22 protein-coding genes are annotated in these 23,587 nt (G+C 75.0%); 13 read left to right on the forward strand and 9 right to left on the reverse strand.

Annotated elements, in window-relative coordinates:
• On the forward strand, nt 1-1,969 hold a 1,969-nt coding region (locus ICW40_RS14120), incomplete at its 5' end, for a penicillin-binding transpeptidase domain-containing protein (protein ID WP_308121808.1).
• A 36-nt stretch (nt 1,970-2,005) separates the two neighbouring features.
• Here the strand turns inward: ICW40_RS14120 and ICW40_RS14125 are convergent.
• On the reverse strand, nt 2,006-2,488 hold the full coding sequence (locus ICW40_RS14125; RefSeq protein WP_308121809.1) for an RNA-binding S4 domain-containing protein: 483 nt from the start codon (nt 2,486-2,488) through the stop codon (nt 2,006-2,008).
• 90 nt (nt 2,489-2,578) lie between these two features.
• Nucleotides 2,579-3,202: an NADPH-dependent F420 reductase gene (locus tag ICW40_RS14130; RefSeq protein ID WP_221654658.1), complete on the reverse strand. Its 624-nt coding sequence runs from the start codon at nt 3,200-3,202 to the stop codon at nt 2,579-2,581.
• Between the two features lie 101 nt (nt 3,203-3,303).
• On the opposite strand from ICW40_RS14130, the gene ICW40_RS14135 reads away from it, so the two are divergent.
• Nucleotides 3,304-3,789: a MarR family winged helix-turn-helix transcriptional regulator gene (locus ICW40_RS14135; protein ID WP_221654659.1), complete on the forward strand. Its 486-nt coding sequence runs from the start codon at nt 3,304-3,306 to the stop codon at nt 3,787-3,789.
• Between the two features lie 56 nt (nt 3,790-3,845).
• On the opposite strand, the gene pgi is transcribed toward ICW40_RS14135, so the two are convergent.
• The gene (pgi, locus tag ICW40_RS14140) at nt 3,846-5,540 is read right to left on the reverse strand and encodes a glucose-6-phosphate isomerase (RefSeq protein ID WP_221654660.1); all 1,695 of its coding nucleotides are present in this window, start codon (nt 5,538-5,540) and stop codon (nt 3,846-3,848) included.
• Between the two features lie 123 nt (nt 5,541-5,663).
• Between pgi and ICW40_RS14145 the strand changes: the two genes are divergently transcribed.
• Together ICW40_RS14145 and ICW40_RS14150 are read left to right on the forward strand one after the other, a co-directional pair.
• Nucleotides 5,664-6,599 (forward strand): DUF72 domain-containing protein, encoded by a 936-nt coding sequence (locus ICW40_RS14145; RefSeq protein WP_221654661.1) that lies wholly within the window; start codon nt 5,664-5,666, stop codon nt 6,597-6,599.
• The gene (locus tag ICW40_RS14150) at nt 6,599-7,249 is read left to right on the forward strand and encodes a UdgX family uracil-DNA binding protein (protein ID WP_221654662.1); all 651 of its coding nucleotides are present in this window, start codon (nt 6,599-6,601) and stop codon (nt 7,247-7,249) included. The genes ICW40_RS14145 and ICW40_RS14150 overlap by 1 nt, the downstream gene beginning before the upstream one ends.
• A 25-nt stretch (nt 7,250-7,274) precedes the next feature.
• Here the strand turns inward: ICW40_RS14150 and ICW40_RS14155 are convergent, their stop codons facing one another.
• Together ICW40_RS14155 and ICW40_RS14160 are read right to left on the reverse strand one after the other, a co-directional pair.
• The gene (locus ICW40_RS14155) at nt 7,275-7,889 is read right to left on the reverse strand and encodes a class I SAM-dependent methyltransferase (RefSeq protein WP_308121810.1); all 615 of its coding nucleotides are present in this window, start codon (nt 7,887-7,889) and stop codon (nt 7,275-7,277) included.
• A gap of 107 nt (nt 7,890-7,996) precedes the next feature.
• Nucleotides 7,997-8,764, reverse strand: a complete 768-nt coding sequence (locus ICW40_RS14160; RefSeq protein ID WP_221654663.1) for an SDR family NAD(P)-dependent oxidoreductase — start codon at nt 8,762-8,764, stop codon at nt 7,997-7,999.
• Between the two features lie 127 nt (nt 8,765-8,891).
• Between ICW40_RS14160 and ICW40_RS14165 the strand changes: the two genes are divergently transcribed.
• The gene (locus tag ICW40_RS14165) at nt 8,892-9,497 is read left to right on the forward strand and encodes a hypothetical protein (protein WP_221654664.1); all 606 of its coding nucleotides are present in this window, start codon (nt 8,892-8,894) and stop codon (nt 9,495-9,497) included.
• 2 nt (nt 9,498-9,499) lie between these two features.
• Here ICW40_RS14165 and ICW40_RS14170 read toward each other — a convergent pair whose 3' ends face one another.
• Together ICW40_RS14170 and ICW40_RS14175 are read right to left on the reverse strand one after the other, a co-directional pair.
• Complete coding sequence (locus tag ICW40_RS14170; RefSeq protein WP_221654665.1) at nt 9,500-10,720, reverse strand: pyridoxal phosphate-dependent aminotransferase; 1,221 nt, start codon at nt 10,718-10,720, stop codon at nt 9,500-9,502.
• 86 nt (nt 10,721-10,806) lie between these two features.
• Nucleotides 10,807-12,105, reverse strand: coding sequence for a multidrug effflux MFS transporter (locus tag ICW40_RS14175; RefSeq protein WP_308121811.1), 1,299 nt, complete (start codon nt 12,103-12,105; stop codon nt 10,807-10,809).
• A gap of 120 nt (nt 12,106-12,225) precedes the next feature.
• Here ICW40_RS14175 and ICW40_RS14180 point away from each other — a divergent pair, with 120 nt between their 5' ends.
• A complete protein-coding gene (locus tag ICW40_RS14180) occupies nt 12,226-13,017 on the forward strand; it encodes an SOS response-associated peptidase (protein WP_221654666.1) in 792 nt (263 codons plus the stop codon).
• Between the two features lie 60 nt (nt 13,018-13,077).
• Here ICW40_RS14180 and ICW40_RS21615 read toward each other — a convergent pair whose 3' ends face one another.
• Together ICW40_RS21615 and ICW40_RS14190 are read right to left on the reverse strand one after the other, a co-directional pair.
• The gene (locus ICW40_RS21615; protein ID WP_308121812.1) at nt 13,078-14,118 is read right to left on the reverse strand and encodes an adenylate/guanylate cyclase domain-containing protein; all 1,041 of its coding nucleotides are present in this window, start codon (nt 14,116-14,118) and stop codon (nt 13,078-13,080) included.
• Between the two features lie 92 nt (nt 14,119-14,210).
• A complete protein-coding gene (locus ICW40_RS14190) occupies nt 14,211-15,206 on the reverse strand; it encodes a biotin--[acetyl-CoA-carboxylase] ligase (protein ID WP_308121813.1) in 996 nt (331 codons plus the stop codon).
• A gap of 194 nt (nt 15,207-15,400) precedes the next feature.
• On the opposite strand from ICW40_RS14190, the gene ICW40_RS14195 reads away from it, so the two are divergent.
• The 7 genes from ICW40_RS14195 to ICW40_RS14225 form a co-directional block, all read left to right on the forward strand.
• A complete protein-coding gene (locus tag ICW40_RS14195; protein WP_221654667.1) occupies nt 15,401-16,846 on the forward strand; it encodes an HNH endonuclease signature motif containing protein in 1,446 nt (481 codons plus the stop codon).
• A 101-nt stretch (nt 16,847-16,947) separates the two neighbouring features.
• The gene (locus ICW40_RS14200; RefSeq protein ID WP_308121814.1) at nt 16,948-18,519 is read left to right on the forward strand and encodes an acyl-CoA carboxylase subunit beta; all 1,572 of its coding nucleotides are present in this window, start codon (nt 16,948-16,950) and stop codon (nt 18,517-18,519) included.
• Nucleotides 18,516-18,749, forward strand: coding sequence for an acyl-CoA carboxylase epsilon subunit (locus tag ICW40_RS14205; RefSeq protein ID WP_221654669.1), 234 nt, complete (start codon nt 18,516-18,518; stop codon nt 18,747-18,749). Before ICW40_RS14200 ends, ICW40_RS14205 begins: the two co-directional genes overlap by 4 nt.
• A 3-nt stretch (nt 18,750-18,752) precedes the next feature.
• Nucleotides 18,753-19,259, forward strand: coding sequence for a YchJ family protein (locus ICW40_RS14210; RefSeq protein WP_308121815.1), 507 nt, complete (start codon nt 18,753-18,755; stop codon nt 19,257-19,259).
• 203 nt (nt 19,260-19,462) lie between these two features.
• On the forward strand, nt 19,463-21,199 hold the full coding sequence (locus ICW40_RS14215) for a DUF885 domain-containing protein (RefSeq protein WP_221654670.1): 1,737 nt from the start codon (nt 19,463-19,465) through the stop codon (nt 21,197-21,199).
• A gap of 82 nt (nt 21,200-21,281) precedes the next feature.
• Nucleotides 21,282-21,944 (forward strand): Maf family protein, encoded by a 663-nt coding sequence (locus ICW40_RS14220; protein ID WP_221654671.1) that lies wholly within the window; start codon nt 21,282-21,284, stop codon nt 21,942-21,944.
• A gap of 102 nt (nt 21,945-22,046) precedes the next feature.
• On the forward strand, nt 22,047-23,587 hold a 1,541-nt coding region (locus ICW40_RS14225), incomplete at its 3' end, for an acetyl-CoA carboxylase biotin carboxylase subunit (protein ID WP_221654672.1).

Consider the following 23,587-nt stretch of genomic DNA (forward strand, 5'->3'; position numbering starts at 1 on the left):
CCTGGCGGTCGCGGCCACCGCGACCGCGGGGCTCACCGCGTGCACGTCGCCGGACCCGACGCCCGACGCCGCTGTCGAGGCGCTCGCGGCCGGGCTCGCGAGCGGGGACCTGGCCGACGTGCCCCTGAACGGGACCGACGTCGACGACGCGTCCGCCCAGCTGACGGCCGCCGTCGGCGGGCTCGCCCCGCTGCGCCCGTCGGTCGAGGTCGGGGATATCACGGTCGACGACGAGGCCGGGACCGCCCGCGCCGTCCTGACGCACACGTGGTCCGTCGACGCGATGCCCGGTGCGGACGGCGGCGCGGGGACGGAGCAACCGGCGGCCGGTGACGAGGCGGCCGACGACGAGGCGGCCGGGGGCGCCCTGGCCCCCGGCGTCACGGGGGAGGCGTGGACGTACACCACGACGGCACGGCTCGAGCTCGTCGAGCGCGAGTGGCTGGTCGACTGGTCGACGTTCCTCATCGCCCCCGACCTGCGCGAGACCGAGGCGCTGAGCCTGCGCCGCGACACACCGGCCGAGCGCGCGAGCATCCTCGGGTCGTCCGGCGACGAGGTGCTGGTCGAGCCGCGGGAGGTGGTGCGGCTCGGCTTCGACAAGACGCGGCTCGACCCGTCCGAGCACCAGGCGGCGGCCGAGGCGATGGCGACCGTGCTGGGGCTGGACCCCGCCGAGTTCGCGGGACGCGTGGCGGCCGCGGGCGAGAAGGCCTTCGTCGAGGGCCTCGTCGTGCGGACGGCGGCGCCGGTCGTGTCGCTCGAGGACTTCGGCGCGCTCCCGGGGGCCAACGCGGTGCCGGACGTGCTGCCGCTCGCGCCGTCCCGCCGCTTCGCGCGCGAGGTGCTCGGCACGGCCGGGCCGGCGACGGCCGAGATCATCGAGGCGTCCGGCGGCGCCGTCCTCGCGGGCGACACGGTCGGGCTCTCCGGCCTCCAGCGCCAGTACGACGCGCAGCTCCGCGGCCTGCCGGGCGTCTCCGTGCTGGCCACGGCGTCCGACACCGAGCAGGAGCGCGTGCTGTTCCAGCGCGAGCCGGTGCCCGGCGAGCCGCTCGTCACCACGATCGCGAGCCCCTTCCAGGAGGCGGCGGAGTCCGCCCTGACCGACGTCACGGTCGCGAGCTCGATCGTCGCGCTGCGGCCGTCCACGGGTGCCGTCGTCGCCGTCGCCAACGGCGCGGGCAACGCGGGCTGGTCGGGCGCGACCCTCGGCACCTACGCGCCCGGGTCGGTCTTCAAGGTGGTCAGCGCGCTCGCCCTGCTGCGCACCGGGCTGACGCCGGACAGCGTGGTCGAGTGCAGCGACGGGATCACGGTCGAGGGCCGGACCTTCGACAACGTGCCGGGCTACCCCAGGTCCGCGCTCGGTCAGGTGAGCCTGCGCACCGCGTTCGCCAACTCGTGCAACGCGACGTTCATCGGCCTCCGCGACCAGGCGCCGCCCGACGCGCTCGCCGCGGCGGCCGCGTCGCTCGGCCTCGGTGTCGAGCGCGACCTCGGCTTCCCCGCGTTCCTCGGCGCCGTCCCGCAGGACTCGACGGGCACCGACCACGCGGCGTCGATGATCGGCCAGGGGCGCGTGCAGGCGTCGCCGCTCGCGATGGCGACCGTCGCCGCCTCCGTGGCCGCCGGGCGGACCGTGACGCCGTGGCTCGTGGGCGCCGAGCCGCCGCCCGCCGCGGAGGCCGACCCGTTGACACCCGAGGAGGCGGCTGCCCTGCGCGACCTCATGCGCGCCGTCGTGACCGAGGGCGGCGGCTCCGCCCTCGCGGGGCTCCCCGGCGGTGACGTCATCGCCAAGACGGGGACGGCGCAGTTCGAGTCGGCCGACGGCCTCCGCAACCACGCGTGGATGGTCGCGGTGCAGGGCGACCTCGCGGTCGCGGTGTTCGTCGAGGACGGCGAGTCCGGCGCCGCGACGGCGGGCCCGCTGCTCGCTGACTTCCTCACGCTCGCGCCCGAGTAGGCCGGCCGTCCCGGCGCGGTCGCGACCAGCGGTCCGTCAGCGTCCCCTGAGGCGGTCGATGTCGCGGCGCTCACGCTTGGTCGGGCGGCCCGCGCCGCGGTCCCGGACCGGCACGGCCACGAGCTCCGAGCGCGGCGGCGGGGGCGGCGTGCGGTCCACCATGACGGCCGGCAGCAGACCGGCGCCGACCCGCTTCTCCACCGCGAGCCGCACCTCGACGATGCGCTCGACGCCGTCCGCCCGGACCCGGATCTCGTCCCCCGGTCGCACGGTGGTCGCGGGCTTCGCGCGGTCGCCGTTGACGCGCACATGTCCGGCCCGGCACGCCGCGGCCGCGAGCGCGCGCGTCCGGAACAGGCGGGCCGCCCACGTCCAGCGGTCGACCCGCGTGCTGGGCGGGGCGGGCGGCATGCGGGAGCCGGCCGGCACAGCCGGGACAGGACCGTCCGCGACCGCGGCGTCCCCGACCGGCGCGTCCCCGACCGGCGCGTCCCCGACCGGCGCGTCCTCCTCGGACATCGTCGACCTCCTCGAGACGCACGCGTGGGCGGTGGCCACCCGGCCACCGCCCACGCTAGTCATGCCCGCCCGCCGAGCGGCGCCGGCGGCTCAGCGCACGAGGCCGAACCCACCGGTCCACGGGATCGTGCCGCCGGCCGCGAGCGTCAGCTGGAGGAAGCCGAGCGCCTCGAGCTCACGGGCACGCGACAGCGCGCCCGCGTCGACCGCCTCGAGCCCGCCTCCCCGCACGACGTCGGCGAGCAGCGCCTTGGCGTCAGCGTCGTCACCCGCGATGAGCACCGTCGTCGGCGACCCGCCGATCGACCGGCTCGCGAGGGTCGCCGCGAAGGTCGTGTTGAACGCCTTGAGCACGCGCGCGCCGGGCGCCTGGGCCTGGATCTGGGCCGCGGCCGAGGTGTCCGCAGGGACGACGAGCGAGTCGAACGTGCTGAAGTCGAGCGGGTTGGTCGGGTCGACGACGACCTTGCCCGCGAGCGCGTCGCCGTAGGCCGCGAGCACGTCGGCGACCGCCGGGTACGGCACCGCGAGGACGACGACCTCCCCCGTGAGGGGCTCACCGATCGTGGCGGGCGTCGCGCCGGAGGCCTGCGCCGCCTCCTGCGTCTTCGCGGCGTCGCGGGCGATCAGCTGCACCTGGTGGCCGCCCGCCGCGGCGATGCCGGCGACCGCCTGACCGATGTTCCCTGCGCCGATGATGGAGATCGAGGTCATGGTCCGCTCCTGACTGACGAATGGTTGAAGCAACAACTTCAACGTAGCGCTACAGTTGTTGTCATGTCAACCATTCGCCCGCACGCCGGCCCGGGGGAACGATGAGCGACGGGACACGCTGGCTCAGCCGTGACGAGCTCGTCGCCTGGATGCGCCTGCAGGCCGTGATCGAGCTGCTCCCCGGTGCGCTGGACGCGCAGCTGCGCCGCGACTCGGACCTGACGCACTACGAGTACCTGCTGCTCGCGATGCTCTCCGAGGCGCCCGACCGGGTGCTGCGCATGTCGCACCTCGCGTCGGCGACGAACGCGACCCTCCCCCGCCTGTCGCACGTCGTGACGCGCCTCGAGCGCGACGGCTACGTGCGGCGCGAGCCCGACCCGGCCGACCGCCGGGCCACCCTCGCGCGGCTCACGGAGGAGGGCTGGGACAAGGTCGTCGCGAGCGCACCCGGCCACGTGCACGAGGTGCGGCGGCTCGTCGTCGACGCGCTGACGCCCGAGCAGGTCACCGAGCTCTCCACGATCATGCTCACGCTCGTGCGCGTCCTCGACCCGGCGAACCGGCTGTACCACCTCGACGACTGAGCCCTTGCCGCCCGGTCGGCCCGCGAACCCGTCGGGCCGGCGACGAGGGCGGCGGCTCAGCGCCGGCGGTGCGCGCGGTAGTACTCGATGAGGGCTCGCGTGGACGGGTCCTGCGCGGCGAGCGCCTCGGCGTCCCCGGCGACCGCAGGCGTGATCTGGTTGGCGAGCACCTTGCCGAGCTCGACCCCCCACTGGTCGAACGAGTCGATCCCCCACACCACGCCCTGCACGAAGGTGATGTGCTCGTAGAGCGCGATGAGCTGGCCGAGCACCGACGGCGTGAGCGCGGGCGCCATGATCGACGTCGTCGGCCGGTTCCCGTCGAACACGCGGGCCGGGACGATCTCCTCGGCCGTCCCCTCCGCGCGGACCTCGTCGGCCGTCTTGCCGAACGCGAGCGCCTTCGTCTGGGCGAAGAAGTTCGCGAGGAACAGCTCGTGCACGTCGACGTCGCCCGCGTCGGCGTCGCGCAGCGGGTGCGCCGGCGTCGCGACCGCGATGAAGTCGGCCGGGACGACGCGCGTGCCCTGGTGGATCAGCTGGTAGAACGCGTGCTGCCCGTTGGTGCCGGGCTCGCCCCAGAAGACCTCGCCGGTCTGCGTCGTGACGGGCGACCCGTCCCAGCGCACGCTCTTGCCGTTGGACTCCATCGTCAGCTGCTGCAGGTAGGCCGGGAACCGGTGCAGGTGCTGCGCGTAGGGCAGCACGGCGTGCGTGTGCGCGTCGAGCAGGTTGACGTACCAGACGTTGAGCAGCCCCATGAGGACCGGCACGTTGCGCTCGAACGGGACCGTGCGCAGGTGCTCGTCGACCGCGTGGAACCCGGCGAGGAAGTCACGGAAGGCGTCAGGCCCGATCGCGACGGCGAGCGACGTCCCGATCGCCGAGTCGACCGAGTAGCGGCCGCCGACCCAGTCCCAGAAGCCGAACGCGTTCTCGGGGTCGATGCCGAACGCCGCGACCTTGTCGAGCGCCGTCGAGACGGCGACGAAGTGCTTGGCGACGGCGTCCGAGCGCGCGTCGTCGGAGTCCTCGATCGCACCCGCCGCGGCGAGCTCGCGCCACAGCCAGGCGCGCGCGAGCCGCGCGTTCGTCAGCGTCTCCAGCGTGCCGAAGGTCTTGGACGCCACGACGAACAGCGTCGTCGCCGGGTCGAGCCCTGCGAGCGTCTCGGCGACGTCGGTCGGGTCGATGTTGGACACGAACCGGAGCTCGACGCCCTCGGCGACGTAGGGCTTGAGCGCCTCGTACGCCATGACCGGCCCGAGGTCCGAGCCGCCGATGCCGATGTTGACCACCGTGCGGATGCGCTCGCCCGTGACGCCGGTCCACTCCCCCGACCGGACCCGGTCGGCGAACGCGAAGACCTTCTCGAGCTCGCCCTGCACGTCGGCGTCGACGTCCTGCCCGTCGACCACGAGCCGCGGCTCGGCGCCCGGCGGCCGGCGCAGCGCGGTGTGCAGCACCGCCCGGTCCTCGGTCACGTTGATGTGCTCGCCGGCGAGCATCGCCTCGAGCCGCGCGGCGAGCCCGACCTCCTCAGCGAGCCGCACGAGCAGGACGAGCGTCTCGTCCGTGACGAGGTTCTTCGAGAGGTCGACGTGCAGGTCCCCGACCTCGAACGACAGCCGCTGGGCGCGCTCCGGGTCCGCGGCGAACCACGCGCGGAGGTCGGGCGTCGTCGCGTCCCGGTGTGCGACCAGCTCGGCCCAGGCGCTCGTCGTCGTGGGGTCGATGGGTGCCGTGGTCACGCGCGTCCTCCTGCAGGTCGGTGTCAGGTCCACCGTAGTGACGGTCGAGCGGCCCGGACACCGGACCTCCGTCGCAGGCGCGACCGACGCGCGGGACGGGCAGGGGCTGCCTACCGTGGGCGCGTGAGCGGTGACGTCCGGATCGGCATCTCGGGGTGGCGGTACGCCCCGTGGCGCGGCGTGTTCTACCCGCCGAAGCTGCCGCAGCGGCTCGAGCTCACCCACGCCGCGAGCCTCATGGGCAGCGTCGAGGTCAACGGCTCGTTCTACGCCCTGCAGCGGCCCGAGAGCTACCGCCAGTGGTACGCCGCGACGCCGCCCGGCTTCGCCTTCGCGGTCAAGGGCGGCCGGTTCATCACGCACATGGTCAAGCTGCGCAACGCCGAGCAGCCCCTCGCGAACTTCTTCGCGTCGGGCGTCCTCGCGCTCGAGGACAAGCTCGGGCCGGTGCTGTGGCAGCTCCCGCCGATGCTGGGCTACGACGCCGCACGGCTCGCGGCCTTCTTCGACCTCCTGCCGCGGACGACGACGGCCGCGGCGGCGCTGGCCCGCGGTCACGACGAGCGGCTCGAGGGCCGCGCGCTCACCGAGACGACGGCCGACCGACCGATCCGGCACGCGCTCGAGGTGCGCCACCCGACGTTCGTCACGCCCGCGTTCGTCGACCTCCTGCGCTCGCACGACGTCGGCCTCGTCGTCGCCGACACGGCCGGGAAGTGGCCGTTCATGCTCGACGTCACGAGCGACCTCGTCTACGTACGGCTCCACGGCGGCGAGGAGCTCTACGTGAGCGGGTACGACGACGCGTCGCTCGCGACGTGGGCCGAGCGCATCGCCGCCTGGGCTGCCGACGGACGCGACGTCGTCGTCTACTTCGACAACGACGTCAAGGTGCACGCACCGTTCGACGCCCTGCGGCTCGCGCAGCTGCTGGGCGTCGGGCCGGGTCGCACCCGGGTCGACCTCGACCTGGACCGCCTCGCCCTCCCTCGGCCGGGGACACCGACCGGTGCGGCGGCCGACCTGGCCGCCCGCGAGACCTGGCCGACGGCGGGCTGATGGCACGCGCGGCGGACGTCGAGCGCCCGGGCGCCGAGCACTGGGTGCCGGCGGACGCCGACGTCGACGCGCTGCGGTCCGCGGTGCACGACTGCCGCGGCTGCGAGCTGTGGCAGCCCGCGACCCAGGCCGTCTTCTCCGACGGCCCGTCGACGGCGCGGCTGCTGCTCGTCGGCGAGCAGCCGGGCGACCAGGAGGACCGTCAGGGAGAGCCCTTCGTCGGGCCGGCCGGCCGCGTGCTCGACGAGGCGCTCGAGGCGGCCGGCATCGCGCACGACGACGTCTACGTCACCAACGCCGTCAAGCACTTCCGGTTCGAGGAGCGCGGCAAGCGACGCCTGCACAAGAAGCCGGGCGCCGTGCACGTCGAGGCGTGCCGCCCGTGGCTGCTCGCCGAGCTCGGCGTCGTGCGGCCGCGCGTCGTCGTCTGCCTGGGCGGGACCGCCGCTCGCGGCGTGCTCGGCCACGACGTCAAGGTCACCGAGGTCCGCGGCACGCTGCTCACGGGCGACGAGGCCGGACCGGCCGCCGACGCGGTGGTCGTGACGACGCACCCGTCCGCGGTGCTGCGCCTGCGCGGCAAGGACGGCTACCGCGAGGCGTTCGACGCCCTGGTCGCCGACCTCCGCACGGCGGCCGCGGCCGCGTGAGGCCGCGGCGGCCGTGCCGCACGGGTCAGCGGTCGCGGCGCAACCGGTACCACTGGGGCGCCGTGGTGCTCATGGGCCATCCGAGACCCGCCGTGGGTGCCGGCTCGACCGAGAGCATCCGCCAGCCGGGGAAGGCCGCCTCGACCTCGGTGCGGGTGACGCCCCCGACGAGCGACCGGAGCCGGGTCGCCTGGAACTCGAGCATCAGCAGGGTCGCGCCGGGACGAGCGAGTGCGCTGACCCCGTCCCCGGTCGCGACGCGCTGCCGGGCGTCGAGGTGCTGGAAGCAGCCGATGTCCAGGACGAGGTCGAACCACCCGAGGTCGAGCGACCCGAGGTCGGTGACGTCCCCCACGACGAACGTCGCGTCGGGGAGACCGAGCTCCCGCGCGGCGTCCACCGCTGCGGGGACGACGTCGACGCCGACGACCTCCCACCCGCGACGGACGAGCTCCTCCGCCTTCTGGCCACGTCCGCACCCGAGGTCCAGCGCACGTCCCGGCGCGCCGTCGGACGGCCGGTCCGCGGTCTCCCGGTCGAGCAGAGCGCCGACGCTCGACGACGCGATCCGGCCGTACGACTCCCAGGGTGTGAACCCCAGGCGGTACGCGAGGCGGTACCCGGTCCGCACCCCTCTCACGGCGACACCTCCGAGCTCGCCCGACGACCGGCGCCGGGTCGGTCCCACTGGACCGCCGGGCGGGCGATCCGTCAAGGGCTGCGTCGCTCGCACGACGCGGGGGCGCGTCAGCGGGCCGTCCAGCCGCCGTCCACGAGCAGCGTGTGGCCGGTGACGAGGCCGGCCGCGGGCGACGCCAGGTAGAGCACCGCGCCTGCGACGTCCATCGGCTCGCCGATGCGGTGCAGTGCGGCGATGCGCTCGACGACGTCGGCCTCGAACGCGGGGTCGGCGAGCGCCGGCGCCGTGCCGTCGGTACGGATGAACGTCGGGGCGACGTTGTTGACCGTGATGCCGTGCTCACCCCACTCGACGGCGAGGCACCGGGTGAGGTGCGCGATCGCGGCCTTGGTCATGCAGTAGACCGTCTCGCCCGGCAGCGCGACCTCGCCCGCCTGCGATCCGATCATGATGATCCGGCCCCCACCGCGCTCGCGCATGACCCGTGCCGCCTCCTGCGCCGCGAAGAACGTGCCGCGCACGTTGAGCGCGAGCGTCGCGTCGAACAGGTCCTCCGTGACGTCGATCGCCATCGAGCCCGGCGCGATCCCCGCGTTGTTGACGAGGATGTCGAGCCCGCCGAGCTCGTCCGCCGTCCGCCGGACGGCGGCGCGGACCTGGTCGACGTCCGCGACGTCCATCGGCAGCCGCAGCGCGCGACGCCCGAGCGCCTCGACCTCGGTCGCGACGCCGCCGTCGGCCTCGACGTCGCGCAGGCCGAGCGCGACGTCGGCACCCGCGTGCGCGAGCGCGAGCGCGATCGCGCGGCCGAGCCCTCGGGCGGCGCCCGTGACGAGGGCGACCTGCCCCTCGACGTCGAAGCGGGGGAAGTCCATGGCGTGCTCCTGTCTGTCCGGTCCGGCCCCGCGATCCTCGCGCAGCGGACGGCGATGCACCTGCCACGGCTCAGCTCGCGCCGCCGTCGGCCGATGAGGCCGGGGACCGGACGGGACGGAGTGACGCATGGACGGCATCGCCGCGATCGGCCAGCGCATGGCCGCGATCCAGCAGACCCTCGCCATGCTCGCGCCCCGCACCGCGACGCCACCCGCGGCACGCGACAGCGCGACGACCGCGGGGCCGTCGTCGTCCGCCGCCTTCGCCGCGACGCTCGCCGACGAGGTCCACCGCTCGGGCGCACTGCCCGACGTGCCCGGCTTCACCGCGGAGCAGGTCGGCAACGCCGCCGCGGTCGCCGAGGCGGGGCGTGGCATGGGCCTGTCGCTGCGCGACCAGGCGATCGGTGTCATGACGGCGATCGGCGAGTCGTCGCTGCGCGTGCTCGACCACGGCGACACGGCCGGACCCGACAGCCGTGGGCTCTTCCAGCAGCGCGACAACGGCGCGTGGGGCACCCTCGCCCAGCGCATGGACCCGACGGCGAGCGCCCAGAGCTTCTTCCGCGCCCTGCAGCGCGTCGAGGGCAGGGACGCGATGGCGCCGACGGCCGTGGCCCACGCGGTGCAGCGCAACGCCGACCCGGACCACTACGCGCGGTACTGGGACGACGCCGTCCGCCTCGTCAGCCGGCTCACGGGTGCGAGCGCCGCCCAGGTCGCCGGCGGCTGACGTCAGCCCCCGAGCCGGCGCACCGCCTCGACCAGCACGTCGTCCCGCTTGACGAACGTGAACCGCACGCGCGGGCGGAGGGCCTCGGCCGTCGGCGAGCCCGTGCGGCAGAACGCCGAGACGGGGACGGCGACGACCCCGACCTCGTGCGCGAGGCGGCGGCACGTCTCGACCCCGTCCTCACCCCAGCGCGCCGCCCCGTCGGCCACGACGAAGTACGTCCCGCGGGGGACGACGACGTCGAAGCCGGCCGCCACCAGGCCGGTGCACAGGAGGTCGCGGCGGCGCGCGAGGGACGTCGCGAGCTCGCGGACGTAGGCCGCCGTGCGGCCGTCCGGGTCGGCGAGCGCGTGCGCGACGGCGGGCTGGAACGGCGCCCCGGAGACGTAGGTGAGGTACTGCTTGACCGTCCGCACGGCGGCGACGAGCCCCGCCGGCCCGGTGACCCAGCCGATCTTCCAGCCCGTGAAGGAGAGCGTCTTCCCCGCCGACGAGATCGTCAGGGTCCGCTCCCGCATGCCGGGCAGCGTCGCGACAGGGACGTGCCGCGCCCCGTCGAACGTGAGGTGCTCGTAGACCTCGTCGGTCACGACGACGGCGTCGTGCTCGCGGGCGAGCCGCGCGACGAGCTCGAGCTCGGCGGGCTCGAGGACCGTGCCCGTCGGGTTGTGGGGCGAGTTGAGCAGCACCAGCCGCGTGCGGGGGCCGAACGCCGCGGCGAGCTCGTCGGGGTCGAGGCGGAAGCCGTCGGGCTCCGCGCGCAGGCCGACCGTGACGTGCGTCGCGCCCGCCATCGCGATCACCGCCGCGTAGGAGTCGTAGTACGGCTCGAGCGTGAGGACCTCGTCCCCCGGGCCGGCGAGCGCGAGGACCGCCGCCGCGAGCGCCTCGGTCGCCCCCGCCGTGACGAGCACCTCGGTGACCGGGTCGAGGCGCAGCCCGTAGTGGCGCTCCTGGTGCGCAGCGACGGCCTCGCGCAGCTCGGGTACGCCCGGCCCCGGCGGGTACTGGTTGCGCCCGGCGCGGATCGCCTCGATCGCCGCCTCGGCGACGTGCGCCGGGCCGTCGACGTCCGGGAAGCCCTGGCCGAGGTTGATCGCGCCGGTCGACTCGGCCAGCGCCGACATCTCGGCGAAGACGGTGGGGCGGACGACGCCGTCCGCCCCCACGAGGCCGGCCGCCCGCGCGACGTCGAGCCAGCGACCTGCGGCTGCTGAGGTCATGTCCCCCAGCCTAGGAGCGGACGCCGGGACCGCCTCGACGGGCCGCGCGACGCCGAGCACGCGACCGCCGGCGGGCGCGCGCCGACTCAGTGCGCGATCGCGGCCTGGTCGGCGGGGACGGCCGGCTCGCCGACGCGTCGCTCGGCGCCCATCTCGACCCAGCCACCGCGGCGGTACGCCGGGGTGCCGACGGCGAGGATGACGAGGGCGACCGTGATGCTCAGGAGCATGACGCCCGTCATGGCGACCGCGTCACCGCCGAGCACGCCGACGAGCGGGCTGACGGCACCCGCGAGGCCCGCCTGGAGGAAGCCGATCGTGGCGGCCGCGGTGCCGGCACGCTCGCCGTGCCGCGACAGCGCGAGGGCCGAGGCGTTGGACATCACGAAGCCGAGCACCGCCGTCGTGAGCCACAGGGCGACCACGAGCCCGACGATCCCGCCGAGGTGCGTCGCCGCCACACCCACGAGGCCGGCCGCGAGCAGCACGGTCACCGGGATCCCGGCGCGCAGGAGGCGCGCGGGCCCGACCCGGTGCACGAGCGCCGCGTTGACCTGCGACCCCGTGACCATGGACGTGCCGCCGATCGCGAAGACGAGGGCGAACTGCGAGGTCGACAGGCCGTACTCCTGCTGGAGCACGAAGGGCGACCCGGCGACGTAGCTCATGATCATCGCCATGCCGAGGCCCGGGATGACAGCGAGCGCCACGAACCGGCGGTCGCGCAGCAGCTGGCCGTAGCCGCGCAGCGACGAGCCGATCCCGTGCGCCGTCCGGCGCTCGGCCGGCAGCGTCTCGGGCAGGAACAGGGCGACGACGACCACGAGGACGGCGGCGAGGAGCGCGAGCGCGACGAACACCGCACGCCAGCCCCACGCGGCCGCGATCGCACTGCCCGCGGTCGGCGCGAGCAGGGGCGCGACGGCGATCACGAGCATGAGGCGGGACATGAGCTTCGCCGCGTCGGCGCCCGTGTAGCGGTCCCGGATGCAGGCCATCGCGACGACGGTCGCGCCGGAGCTGACCAGGCCCTGCAGCACGCGGAGGGTCGCGAGCTGGCCGATCGTCGTGGCGACGACGCACAGCAGCGAGATGACGACGTGGAGGCTCACCCCGACGAGCACGGGCAGGCGGCGGCCGAGGCGGTCCGAGAGCGGACCGACGAGCAGCTGGCCGATGGCGCCGCCGATGAGCATGCCCGTGATCGTGAACTGCGCCGCGGCCTCGGTCGTGAAGAGGTCGGCTGCGACGTCGGGCAACGACGGGAGGTACATGTCCGTGGTCACTGCCGGCAGGAGCGTGAGGAGCCCGATGAGCAGCACGAAGCCCGCCGTACGTTCGCGCGGGGCGGTCACGGGAGCTCTCCGAGGGGTGGGGATCGTCACCGGAAGAGTCTAGGACGAATCGATTCGACCGGCACGTCTTTTCAGCCCCGATCGGACGTGTTCCCCGTCACGCACGCTCGGGCGCATGTGGCTGTCGGAGGGGGCGGGCATGCTGCTCCCATGTGCGGACGCTATGCGGCGTTCCGGGAGGCGCAGGACCTCGCGGACACCTTCGACATCGAGCCCGACGACATCGCCGAGGACGCGGCGCTGCTGCCGCCGTCGTGGAACGTGGCGCCGACGGACGCCGTCCGCGTCGTCGTCGAGCGTGCGCCGAGGGCCGCCGACGGCGAGGACGAGGTGCCCGACGACGTCGTCCGCTCCCTGCGGCTCGCGCGGTGGGGCCTCGTCCCGGGATGGGCCAAGGACCCGTCCGTCGGCTCGCGGATGATCAACGCGCGCGTCGAGTCGCTCGTCGACAAGCCGGCGTTCCGCAAGGCTGCGGCCGCGCGGCGCTGCCTCGTGCCGGCCGAGGGGTACTTCGAGTGGCGCAAGCCGCCGGCGGGATCGCCGGCCAAGACCCCCAAGCAGCCCTTCTGGATCCACGCCGACGACGGCTCGCCGCTCGCCTTCGCGGGGCTCTACGAGTTCTGGCGGGACAGGTCGCTCCCGGACGACGACCCGCACCGCTGGCTCGTGACCATGACGATCATCACCGGCGGCGCCCCGACCGACGACCCCGTGCTCGCCGAGATCCACGACCGCCGGCCCGTGGTGCTCGGCCGCGAGCGATGGGCGGCGTGGCTCGACCCGCACCGGACGGACGCGGCCGAGGCCGTCGACCTGCTGCAGGACCCGGCCCCCCGCCTCGTCGCCACGCCCGTCTCGACGGCGGTGAACTCCGTGCGGACCAACGGCCCGGAGCTCGTCGAGCGGCTGCCGGACGCCGACGACGAGACCCAGCCGGGCTGATCCGCGCACCGCGTGGCTGAGGCGGCGTCGCGCCGGGCGGACCCGGTCGGCGCGGTCGGTTCAGGCGTCGCCGTCGTCCGCGCGGCTCATCCGGACGGGACGCAGCCGGCCGAGGCCGGGCACCTCGCGCTCGTCCTGCGGCGTCAGGACGACGCCCGGTACCGACTGCTCGACCACCGTCGCCGTCGCCTCGTCGAGCAGCACGGTGCCGGGCTCCGCCTGCTCGGTGAGGCGGGCCGCGAGGTTGACCGCCGAGCCGAAGACGTCGCCGAACCGGGACAGCACGCGGCCCCAGACGAGCGCGACGCGCACCGGCGTGGGGCTGTCGACGCCGAACGCGCTCGCCAGCCCGAGCGCCACCTCGGTGCCGAGCCCTGGGTCGTCGGCGACGAACAGGACGGCGTCGCCGATGGTCTTGACGACGCGTCCGCCCGCGGCCGTGACCACGTCACGTGCGCGCGTCTCGAAGGTCTGGACGAACTCGGCGAGCTCGTGCGCACCCAGCGCTGCGGTGCGGGTCGTGAAGGACACGATGTCGGCGAAGCCGACGGCGCGCGCGAGCGGGAGCTGGTCGCCGTCGCCCGTGGTGTGCGCACCGCCGAACTCCTGCGCGAACCGGCCCGCGATCGCCACGACCTGCCGGCGCCAGGCGTGCAGCAGCTGGCGCTCGAGGAGCGGCGCGATCTCGGTCACCCGGTCGAGCACGGCGATGCGGGCGCTCGTGTCGTCGAGCCCGTAGCGGTCGGTCAGGTGCTCCACGAGGGCCTCGACCTGCCAGAGCACGAGCCGGTCGGTGGTGTGGCCGATCGAGCGGACGAGCGAGACGGTCGCGCGCGGCGAGAGCTCGTAGCGGTCGCGGGCCTCGAGCAGCGAGGCGAGGACCTCGACGTCGGACTCGGCGTACTCGACCGCGTCGATCGGGCCGGTCGGCAGGCCGAGGGTGTGCCAGAAGAGCCGCAGGTCCTCGACGTCGGCGTCGAGGCGATCGGCGACCTGGGCGAGCGTCAGCGTCCGCGGGCCGCCCAGCAGCTGCTCCTCGAGCCGGGTGAGCGTCGACGACTCGGCCGGCTCGCGGCCTGGGTCGACGCTCTCGGGTGGCACGTCGTCAGGCTATCGCCGGACCGGCGCGGCCCTGGGGTCCGGAGGTCACCGTGCGTGGCGGGCGCGTCCGGGCGACGCGCCGGTGCCACGCGTCACCGTGACGGGTCGGGCTCGACGCGCAGGTGGTGCACGTCGCCCGCATGGACCTCGTGACGGCGACCGGCGGCGTCCGTGACCACGAGCGCGCCGTCGTCGGCGAGCGCCGTGGCCGTACCGACGACCGCTCGCCCGCCGGGCATCTCGACGCGGACGGCGGTGCCGAGGGTGACGCACACAGCGCTGACCTCCGCCGGGAGGGCCGGGTCCCCGGCGCGCCAGCGGTCGTCGAGCGCGACGAGATGCCGCACGAGGGCGGCCAGCAGCTCCGTCCGGTCGACCTGCGCCCCGACCGTGCGCAGCGAGGCCGCGGTCGGCACGGGCAGGGCGTCCGCGTCTTGCGAGACGTTGATGCCGATGCCCACGACGACCGCGGGCGGGGCGGGCGTCGCGCCGGGGGCGCTGTGGTGGTCGGAGCGGTCGGGGGCGTCGGGGCGGTCGGGGCGGTCGGGGCGGTCGGGGCGGTCGGGGCGGTCGGGGCGGTCGGGGCGGTCGGGCACGATCACCTCGGCGAGGAGACCCGCGACCTTGCGCCACGCACCCCAGCCGGCCTGCTCGGCACCGTCGGGCGCCGGCACGAGCACGTCGTTGGGCCACTTGAGGGCGGCCGGGACCCCGGTGACCTCGCGCACGGCCCGGACCGTCGCGAGCCCGGCGAGGAGCGGGAGCCAGCCGAGCCGGTCCGCCCCGACGGCCGGCCTCAGGAGCACCGAGACGGTGAGGGCAGCGCGCGGCGGCGTCGTCCACGTCCGCCCGGCGCGTCCGCGACCCGCGGCCTGGTGGTCGGCGACGAGCACGGAGCGGTCGGGCCACGCGCCGGGTTCGGTCCGGGCGCCGGCCGCGAGGTCGGTCGACGTCGACTCCGTCCGCTGGACGACGACGACGCGTCCGGCCGCGGGGAGTGCGGCGACGACGGCGGCCGGGTCGAGCGGCGCCGGCGGCCGCGAAGGGGGCGAGGCCGAGGCGGCGGACTCGGTGGGCGACACAGGCACGCGCCCACGCTATCCGGCGGAGGCAGCGCGCTTCGCCGCACCGGTGATGCCGTCGGGCCGTCGAGGCACCACTCGACGTCCGCCTCCAGATCCGTCATCCACAGATTTCGCGCGGACCTCGCCTCGCCCCTGTGGACATTCGTACAGTTGTTCCAACGGCGGACGGGTCGGGCGGGAACGGCGAGGGGTGACGGGTGCTGGCGCAGGCGGTGGAGCAGGTCGAGGAGCTCGATGAGCTCCTCGCGGTCCTGCGCGCCGCGTCCGCCCGGGTCGCCGCCATGCCGCTCCGCGACCTCGACGGCCCACAGGCCGCGGCCGCGCGACGGGTGCTGCGGGTCGTCGGCGACCAGGTCCAGCTCGCGTCGGCGACGCTGCTCGCAGCGGTCGAGCAGGACGGCCGCTGGGCCACCGGCGGGGCGGACCGGACAGCGGCGGGGTGGGCGTCGCGCCGCGAGGGCATCGCCTACGGCGAGGCGAGCCGTGAGCTGCGCGTCGGACGCGCGATCGAGGACCTGCCGGGTGCGCGGGCCGCGATCGTCAGCGGCGAGATCACGCGGGGCCACCTCGACGCCCTCGCCGAGGTCACGACGTCCGAGGCGCGTCGGGCCGCCCTCGCGAGCGGCCTCCCGGACCGCAACGAGGCCTTCCTGCTCGCGCAGGCCAGGCGCCTCGGCGTGGACGAGTTCCGCAAGGTCACCAAGGGCTGGGCGATCGCGGTCGACGGCCCCGCCGCGGAGCGCGACCACACCGACGCGGTGGTGCGCGAGTCGCTGGCGTTCAGCCGGCGCCGGGACGGCCTCGCGGTCACGGGGTTCCTCACGCACGAGAACGGCGAGGTCCTCACGACGGCGGTGCGTGCGGTGGCGGGCGTCCCCGCGAAGGACGACGACCGGTCGATCGAGCAGCGCCAGGCCGCGGCCCTCGCAGGCGTGGCGCGCCTCGTCCTCGACAAGGGCCTCTCGGGGAAGGGCGCGCAGATCCGCCCGCACCTCAGCGTGCACGTGTCCTTCGAGTCGCTCGAGCGCCTCGCCGCCGAGGCCGCAGAGCGCGAGGCCGCGCGAGAGGCCGCGCTCGAGGCCGGCGACTCGCTCGGTGGCTCAAGGAGCGACGGCGTCTCGACGGGCCGACCCGCGGCAGGCGCCGACGCCTCGACCGGCCGGACCGCCGCAGCCGCCGACGCCTCCGTGGCGCTCGTCGCGCCGGCACAGCTCGACTCGGGCGAGCCACTCCCCCGGTCGGTGCTCGAGCGGATCGCCTGCGACAGCGCGGTGACGCGCATCGTCTTCGGACCCGAGGGCCACGTGCTGGACGTCGGACGCGCGGAACGGACCTACACGAAGCAGCTCCGCAGAGCGGTGATCGCGAGGGACAGGAGCTGCCAGTACCCCGGGTGCGCCGCCCCGCCGAACCTCGGCGAGGTGCATCACATCCGGTGGTGGGACCGCGGTGGTCCGACGTCGGTCGCCAACGGGATCCTCCTGTGCTGGTACCACCACGGTGAGGTGCACCGCAGAGATCTCCGGATCGAGGCCGTCAACCACGGCTTCCGCTTCGCGTACCGGGACGGCCGTCCGGTCGCGCCACCGGGCCGTGACGGGCCGGACCCTCACCCGGTGGACGCCGGGGAGCGCGTGGCATGACCAAGCCGACGTCGGTTGTCGGGTTCCGCACAAGCGCGCGCCGCCACGCCGTGGGGACCGGCACTGAGGATGTGCACACCCGACAACTACCCTCGGGGACTGTGACCGACACGACCGCCGCCAAGCTCGACGACCTCGCAGCACGGACCGCGCAGGCGGCCGACGACACGGCGGCCGCCGCCAAGCAGCACCCGCGTGGCAAGAAGACCGCCCGGGAACGCATCGAGGCGCTCCTCGACGAGGGGAGCTTCGTCGAGCTCGACGCCTTCGTCCGCCACCGGTCCACCGCGTTCGGCCTCGAGGCCAAGCGCATCCCTGGCGACGGCGTCGTCACGGGCTACGGCACGGTCGACGGTCGGCAGGTCGCGATCTACAGCCAGGACTTCACCGTCTTCGGCGGCTCCCTGGGCGAGGCGCACGGCCAGAAGATCACCAAGGTCATGGACCTCGCGCTGCGCACGGGCGTCCCCCTCATCGGGATCCTGGACGGGGGCGGTGCGCGCATCCAGGAGGGCGTCGCCGCACTCACCCAGTTCGCCGAGATCTTCCGCCGCAACGTCGCCGCGTCGGGCGTCATCCCGCAGATCTCGCTCATCCTCGGCCCGAGCGCCGGCGGCGCCGTCTACTCCCCCGCCCTCACCGACTTCATCGTCATGGCGGACGGCACGTCGAACATGTTCATCACCGGCCCCGACGTCATCCGGGCGGTCACGGGTGAGGACGTGGGCTTCGAGGAGCTCGGCGGCGGCCACACGCACAACGCGCGCTCGGGCGTCGCCCACTACCTCGGCCACGACGAGGACGACGCGATCGACTACGTCAAGGCGCTCCTCGGCTACCTGCCCTCGAACAACCTCACCGACCCCGTCGTGTGGACGGGCGAGGAGGCGGATCTCGCGGTGACCGACGAGGACCGCGAGCTCGACACCCTCGTCCCCGACTCAGACAACCAGCCGTACGACATGCGGACCGTGGTCGAGCACGTCCTCGACCACGGCGAGCTCCTCGAGGTGCAGGCCCTCTACGCGCCCAACGTGCTCATCGGGTTCGGCCACGTCGAGGGCCGGCCGGTCGGCGTCGTCGCGAACCAGCCGATGCAGATGGCCGGCACGCTCGACATCAACGCGGCCGAGAAGGCCGCACGCTTCGTCCGCACGTGCGACGCCTTCAACATCCCCGTCCTCACCTTCGTCGACGTCCCCGGCTTCCTCCCGGGCACGGACCAGGAGTGGAACGGGATCATCCGCCGCGGCGCGAAGCTGATCTACGCCTACGCCGAGGCCACCGTGCCGCTCGTCACGGTCATCACGCGCAAGGCCTACGGCGGCGCCTACATCGTCATGGGCTCGAAGCAGCTCGGCGCCGACGTCAACCTCGCGTGGCCCACCGCCCAGGTCGCCGTCATGGGAGCGGGCGGCGCCGTGAACATCCTCCAGCGCGGCGCGCTCAAGAAGGTCGCCGACGCCGGCGGCGACGTCGAGGCCGAGCGCGCCCGGCTCACGGGCGAGTACGAGGACGCGCTCATCAACCCCTACGAGGCGGCGGACCGCGGGTACGTCGACGGCGTGATCGCCCCCGCCGAGACGCGCACGCACATCGTCCGCGCGCTGCGTGCACTGCGCACCAAGCGCGCCGGCCTGCCGGCCAAGAAGCACGGGAACATCCCGCTGTGACGCCCGACGTGCGAGTGGTCCGGGGCGAGCCGGACGACGTCGAGCTCGCCGCCCTCGTGGCCGGGCTCGCCGCCTCCGCGAGCGGGCACGCGGAGCGCGACCGCGACCACGACCACGGCGCGACGTCACCCGCCGAGGCGGCCGCCCATCGCTGGCGCGCGGCCGCCGGGCCCACGTCGGGACCGCTCGTCCCCGGTCCGGACGCGTGGCGCTGGAGCGGCTGGCGCTGACCGGTGCTGCTGAGCGCGTGCCCGTGCGGATCGGGTGAGCGGTACGACCTGTGCTGCGGCCGGCTCCACCGGGGCGAGGCACTCGCCGCGACCGCCGAGGAGCTCATGCGCTCGCGCTACGCGGCGTTCGTCCGGCGCGAGTCCGACTACCTCCTCGCGACGTGGCACCCGCGCACCCGACCCGCCGACCTCGACCTCGGCCGCGGGAGCACCGGCTCGGACGCGGGCTCGGGCCCGGGGTCGGCGTCGGGGTCGGGCTCGGGGTCGGGGTGGGGCTCGGGCTCGGGCTCGGGGTCGGGCTCGGGCTCGGGCTCGGGCTCGAGAGAAGGCATCGTCTGGACCGGCCTCTCGATCGTGGCGACCGACGCCGGCGGCACCGACGACGCGACCGGGGTCGTGGAGTTCGTCGCCGGCTTCGACGGCGGCGCCCTGCACGAGCGGAGCCGTTTCGAGCGTCGCGGCGGCCGCTGGTTCTACGTCGACGGCGACGATCTCGGCGACCCGATCTGAACGACCGTCCTCGAGAGCTCCCGCGCGCTGACCGAGTGACGGGCCCGGATCGAGGTGGCTGGCCTTTCGAGGTAGAGGGCCCCGATCGAGGTGGCGGGCCCGGAACGAGGTGGCAGGCCCGGAACGAGGTGGCGGGCCCGGATCGAGGTGGAGGGGCCTTTCGAGGTGGACGCCCACGCACGGACCGTGGCTAGGGTCGGCTCATGACGACCGACCGCACCGCCGAGCACACCGCTCCCGGCTCCCCGGCCCGCCGGGAGCCCACCCCGATCGACGCGATCGCCGACGCCTACGTCGACACGATCGCCCGCCTGAACCCCCTCGCCGCGACCGCGATGGGGCTCACCGGCTACGACCACCTCATGACCGACTTCTCGCCCGCCGGCTGGCAGGCGCAGGCCGACGCCGCGCGCGCCGTGCTGGGCGAGCTCGACCGGGTCGACCCGGTGGACGACGTCGACCGGGTCACCCTCGCGGCCATGCGCGAGCGCATCGGCCTCGAGCTCGAGCTGCACGACGCCGACGAGTGGATCGGCTCGCTCAACAACATCGCCTCCCCGGTCCAGGAGCTCCGCGACATCCTCGACGTCATGCCGACGTCCACCCCCGAGCACTGGGAGAACATCGCCGCCCGGCTGCTGGCGCTCCCCGGGGCCGCCGACGGCGTCGTCGAGTCGCTCCGGCTCGCCGCGTCGCGCGGTCGGGTGGCCGCCGTGCGCCAGGTGCGCGAGTGCGTCGCCCAGGCGGAGGAGCTCGCGGGCGACGGGTCGTTCTTCGACTCGTTCACGACCGGCGCGACCGTCGACGCGGCGCTCGACGACTCGGCCGCGTGCCAGGCGATCCGCCGCGACCTCTCCGAGGGCGCGACGGCCGCCAAGCAGGCCTACGCGCGCATCGCCGCCTTCCTGCGCGACGAGCTCATGGCCCAGGCGCCGGAGGCCGACGCCTTCGGCCGCGAGCGCTACGCCCTCTGGTCGCGCTACTTCCTCGGCGCACGCGTCGACCTCGACGAGACCTACCGCTGGGGCCTCGAGGAGCTCGACCGCGTCATTGCCGAGCAGGAGGCGGTCGCCGCCCAGATCGCGGGCGACGGCGCGACCGTCGAGGACGCCGTGCGGGTGCTCGACGAGGACCCCGCGCGCATCCTGCACGGCAACGACGCGCTCCAGGCCTGGATGCAGGAGACGTCGGACGCCGCGGTCGCCGCGCTCAACGGGGTGCACTTCGACATCCCCGAGCCGGTGCTGCGCCTGGCGTGCCGGATCGCCCCCACGCAGAACGGCGGCATCTACTACACGGGTCCGTCCGACGACTTCACGCGGCCGGGCACCATGTGGTGGTCCGTCCCGCCGGAGGTCACCACCCACACGACGTGGCGCGAGAAGACGACCGTCTACCACGAGGGCGTCCCCGGCCATCACCTGCAGATCGGGCAGGCCGTGTACGAGCGGGCGACGCTCAACAGCTGGCGCCGCCTCGCCTGCTGGGTCAGCGGTCACGGCGAGGGCTGGGCCCTGTACGCCGAGCGGCTCATGGCGGACCTCGGCTTCCTCGACGACCCGGGCGACCGGCTCGGCATGCTCGACGGTCAGCGCATGCGCGCCGCCCGGGTGGTGCTCGACATCGGCGTGCACCTCGGCATGCCGTGCCCCGAGCGCTGGGGCGGCGGCACGTGGGACGCCGACAAGGCCTGGGAGTTCCTCAAGGCCAACGTCAACATGCCCGAGGCGTTCCTGCGGTTCGAGCTCAACCGCTACCTCGGCTGGGGCGGGCAGGCCCCCGCCTACAAGATCGGCCAGCGGCTGTGGGAGACCGCGCGCGACGAGGCGTCGACGGCCGCCCTCGAGCGCGGCGAGCAGCCCGACCTGCGCTCGTTCCACGCGCGGGCGCTCGCGCTCGGGTCGGTGGGCCTCGACGTCCTGCGCGAGGCGCTCGCCTGACGCACGGCGCCGACGACGCCGAACCGATGACGCAGGACCCTGACGGCGAGAGCGAGGGAGGCACCGCGGCTACCCTGCCGCGGTGACCTCCCTCGTCCTCGCCTCCGCCTCCCCCGCCCGCCGCGCCCTGCTCCGCTCGGCGGGGCTCGAGCCCGTCGTCCAGGTCTCCGACGTCGACGAGGAGGCCGTGCTCGCCGCCGCGGGCGCGGCCGGTCAGGCGCCCGACCCGGCCGACGCCGTCCTACTCCTCGCCCATGCCAAGGCGCAGGACGTGGCCGCCCGCGACCTCGCAGACCTGCCGGGCCTGCCGGACGCCGACGACGCGCTCGTCGTCGGCTGCGACTCGATGCTCGAGCTCGACGGCGAGGCCTACGGCAAGCCCGCCGACGCGGCGGACGCCGTCGCGCGCTGGCGCCGCATGCGCGGTCGCAGCGGTGTGCTGCACACGGGCCACTGGCTCGTGGACCTGCGCCCCGTCGAGGACGGCGGCAGCGGCGGGACGGTCGGGGGCGTGTCCTCGACGGTCGTGCACTTCGCCGACCTCGCCGACGACGAGATCGCCGCGTACGTCGCCACCGGTGAGCCGCTCGCCGTCGCGGGTGCCTTCACGGTCGACGGGCTCGGCGGGCCGTTCGTCACCCGCATCGAGGGCGACCACCACGGCGTCGTCGGGCTGAGCCTGCCGCTGCTGCGCGAGCTGCTCGCCGAGGTCGGCGTCCCGCTGCACACCCTGTGGCGTCGCTGATCCCCACAAACCGCGGCGGAGCCGGGTTGCCGATCCGTACAACGCTCCGGGGCGCGCGGGCCGGTGAGTGAACGGCGGGGGCGCGTGACGTTACGGTGAGCCGTGCCCGGAATCCACAAGGTCCTCATCGCCAACCGAGGCGAGATCGCCGTCCGCATCGCCCGGGCCTGCGCCGACGCCGGCATCGCGAGCGTCGCGGTCTACGCGGACCAGGACCGGGAGGCGCTCCACGTCGCCGTCGCCGGTGAGGCGTTCGCGCTGGGCGGTGCGCGCGCCGCGGAGACCTACCTCGACATCGCCAAGCTCCTCGACGTCGCGCGCCGGTCGGGCGCCGACGCGGTCCACCCCGGGTACGGGTTCCTCGCCGAGAACGCCGCGTTCGCGCAGGCCGTCATCGACGCGGGCCTCACCTGGATCGGCCCGCCGCCCGCGGCCATCGACGCGCTGGGCGACAAGGTCAGCGCCCGGCACATCGCGCAGCGCGCGGGCGCGCCGCTCGTCGCGGGGACGCGCGACCCGGTGACGGGCGCCGAGGAGGTCCAGGCGTTCGCCGACGAGCACGGCCTGCCCATCGCCATCAAGGCCGCGTTCGGCGGTGGCGGCCGCGGCCTCAAGGTCGCGCGCGAGGCCGACGAGATCGTCGAGCTGTACGAGTCGGCCGTGCGCGAGGCGACCGCGGCGTTCGGCCGCGGCGAGTGCTTCGTCGAGCGCTACCTCGACTCGCCGCGTCACGTCGAGACCCAGTGCCTGGCCGACGAGCACGGCACCGTCGTGGTCGTCTCGACGCGGGACTGCTCGCTCCAGCGCCGGCACCAGAAGCTCGTCGAGGAGGCCCCCGCGCCCTTCCTCACCGACGAGCAGGAGACGCTGCTGCGCGAGGCGTCGATCGCGATCCTGCGCGAGGCCGGCTACGTCGGCGCGGGCACGTGCGAGTTTCTCGTCGCACGCGACGGGACGGTGTCCTTCCTCGAGGTGAACACCCGGCTGCAGGTCGAGCACCCCGTGACCGAGGAGGTCACGGGCATCGACCTGGTGCGCGAGCAGCTGCGCATCGCGGCGGGCGAGCCACTCGGCTACGACACCGTGCCCGTGCGCGGCCACTCGATCGAGTTCCGGATCAACGGGGAGGACCCGGCGGCGGGCTTCCTGCCCTCCCCCGGCCGCATCACGCGCCTGCGCTTCCCGGGCGGCCCCGGTGTGCGCGTCGACAGCGGCGTGGTCGAGGGCGACACGGTCTCGGGCGCGTTCGACTCGATGATCGCCAAGCTGATCGTGACCGGCGCGACGCGCACCCAGGCCGTCGAGCGCGCGCGGCGCGCGCTTGCGGAGCTCGAGGTCGTGGGCATCCCGACGGTCGTGCCGTTCCACCGCGCGGTCCTCGACGCCCCGGCGTTCGTGCCGGCGAGCGCGGACGAGCCCTTCGGCGTGCACACGCGGTGGATCGAGACGGATTTCGCGGAGACGGTCGCCGCGCTCGGCACCGGCGGTTCTGCCGTCCCGGCCGCGGCGCCGGCCGAGGCGGAGGAGCCGCGCACCGAGCGCGTCGTCGTCGAGGTGGGCGGCAAGCGGATCGAGGTCGTGCTGCCCGCGGGGCTGGGGCTCGCCTCGGGCCGCGGGCGGGCCGCGTCGGGTCGGCCCCGGCG

This window comes from Actinotalea ferrariae (genome assembly GCF_019733465.1).
GTDB classification, from domain to species: domain Bacteria; phylum Actinomycetota; class Actinomycetes; order Actinomycetales; family Cellulomonadaceae; genus Actinotalea; species Actinotalea ferrariae_A.

Bases quoted from the DNA above. Each gene is read 5' to 3' on its own strand.
- ICW40_RS14125 (WP_308121809.1), bottom strand. From the start codon at position 2,488: ATGTCCGAGGAGGACGCGCCGGTCGGGGACGCGCCGGTCGGGGACGCG.
- ICW40_RS14150 (WP_221654662.1), top strand. From the start codon at position 6,599: ATGGCACGCGCGGCGGACGTCGAGCGCCCGGGCGCCGAGCACTGGGTG.
- ICW40_RS14160 (WP_221654663.1), bottom strand. From the start codon at position 8,764: ATGGACTTCCCCCGCTTCGACGTCGAGGGGCAGGTCGCCCTCGTCACG.
- ICW40_RS14165 (WP_221654664.1), top strand. From the start codon at position 8,892: ATGGACGGCATCGCCGCGATCGGCCAGCGCATGGCCGCGATCCAGCAG.
- ICW40_RS14215 (WP_221654670.1), top strand. From the start codon at position 19,463: ATGACGACCGACCGCACCGCCGAGCACACCGCTCCCGGCTCCCCGGCC.
- ICW40_RS14135 (WP_221654659.1), top strand. From the start codon at position 3,304: ATGAGCGACGGGACACGCTGGCTCAGCCGTGACGAGCTCGTCGCCTGG.
- ICW40_RS14130 (WP_221654658.1), bottom strand. From the start codon at position 3,202: ATGACCTCGATCTCCATCATCGGCGCAGGGAACATCGGTCAGGCGGTC.
- ICW40_RS14170 (WP_221654665.1), bottom strand. From the start codon at position 10,720: ATGACCTCAGCAGCCGCAGGTCGCTGGCTCGACGTCGCGCGGGCGGCC.
- ICW40_RS14180 (WP_221654666.1), top strand. From the start codon at position 12,226: ATGTGCGGACGCTATGCGGCGTTCCGGGAGGCGCAGGACCTCGCGGAC.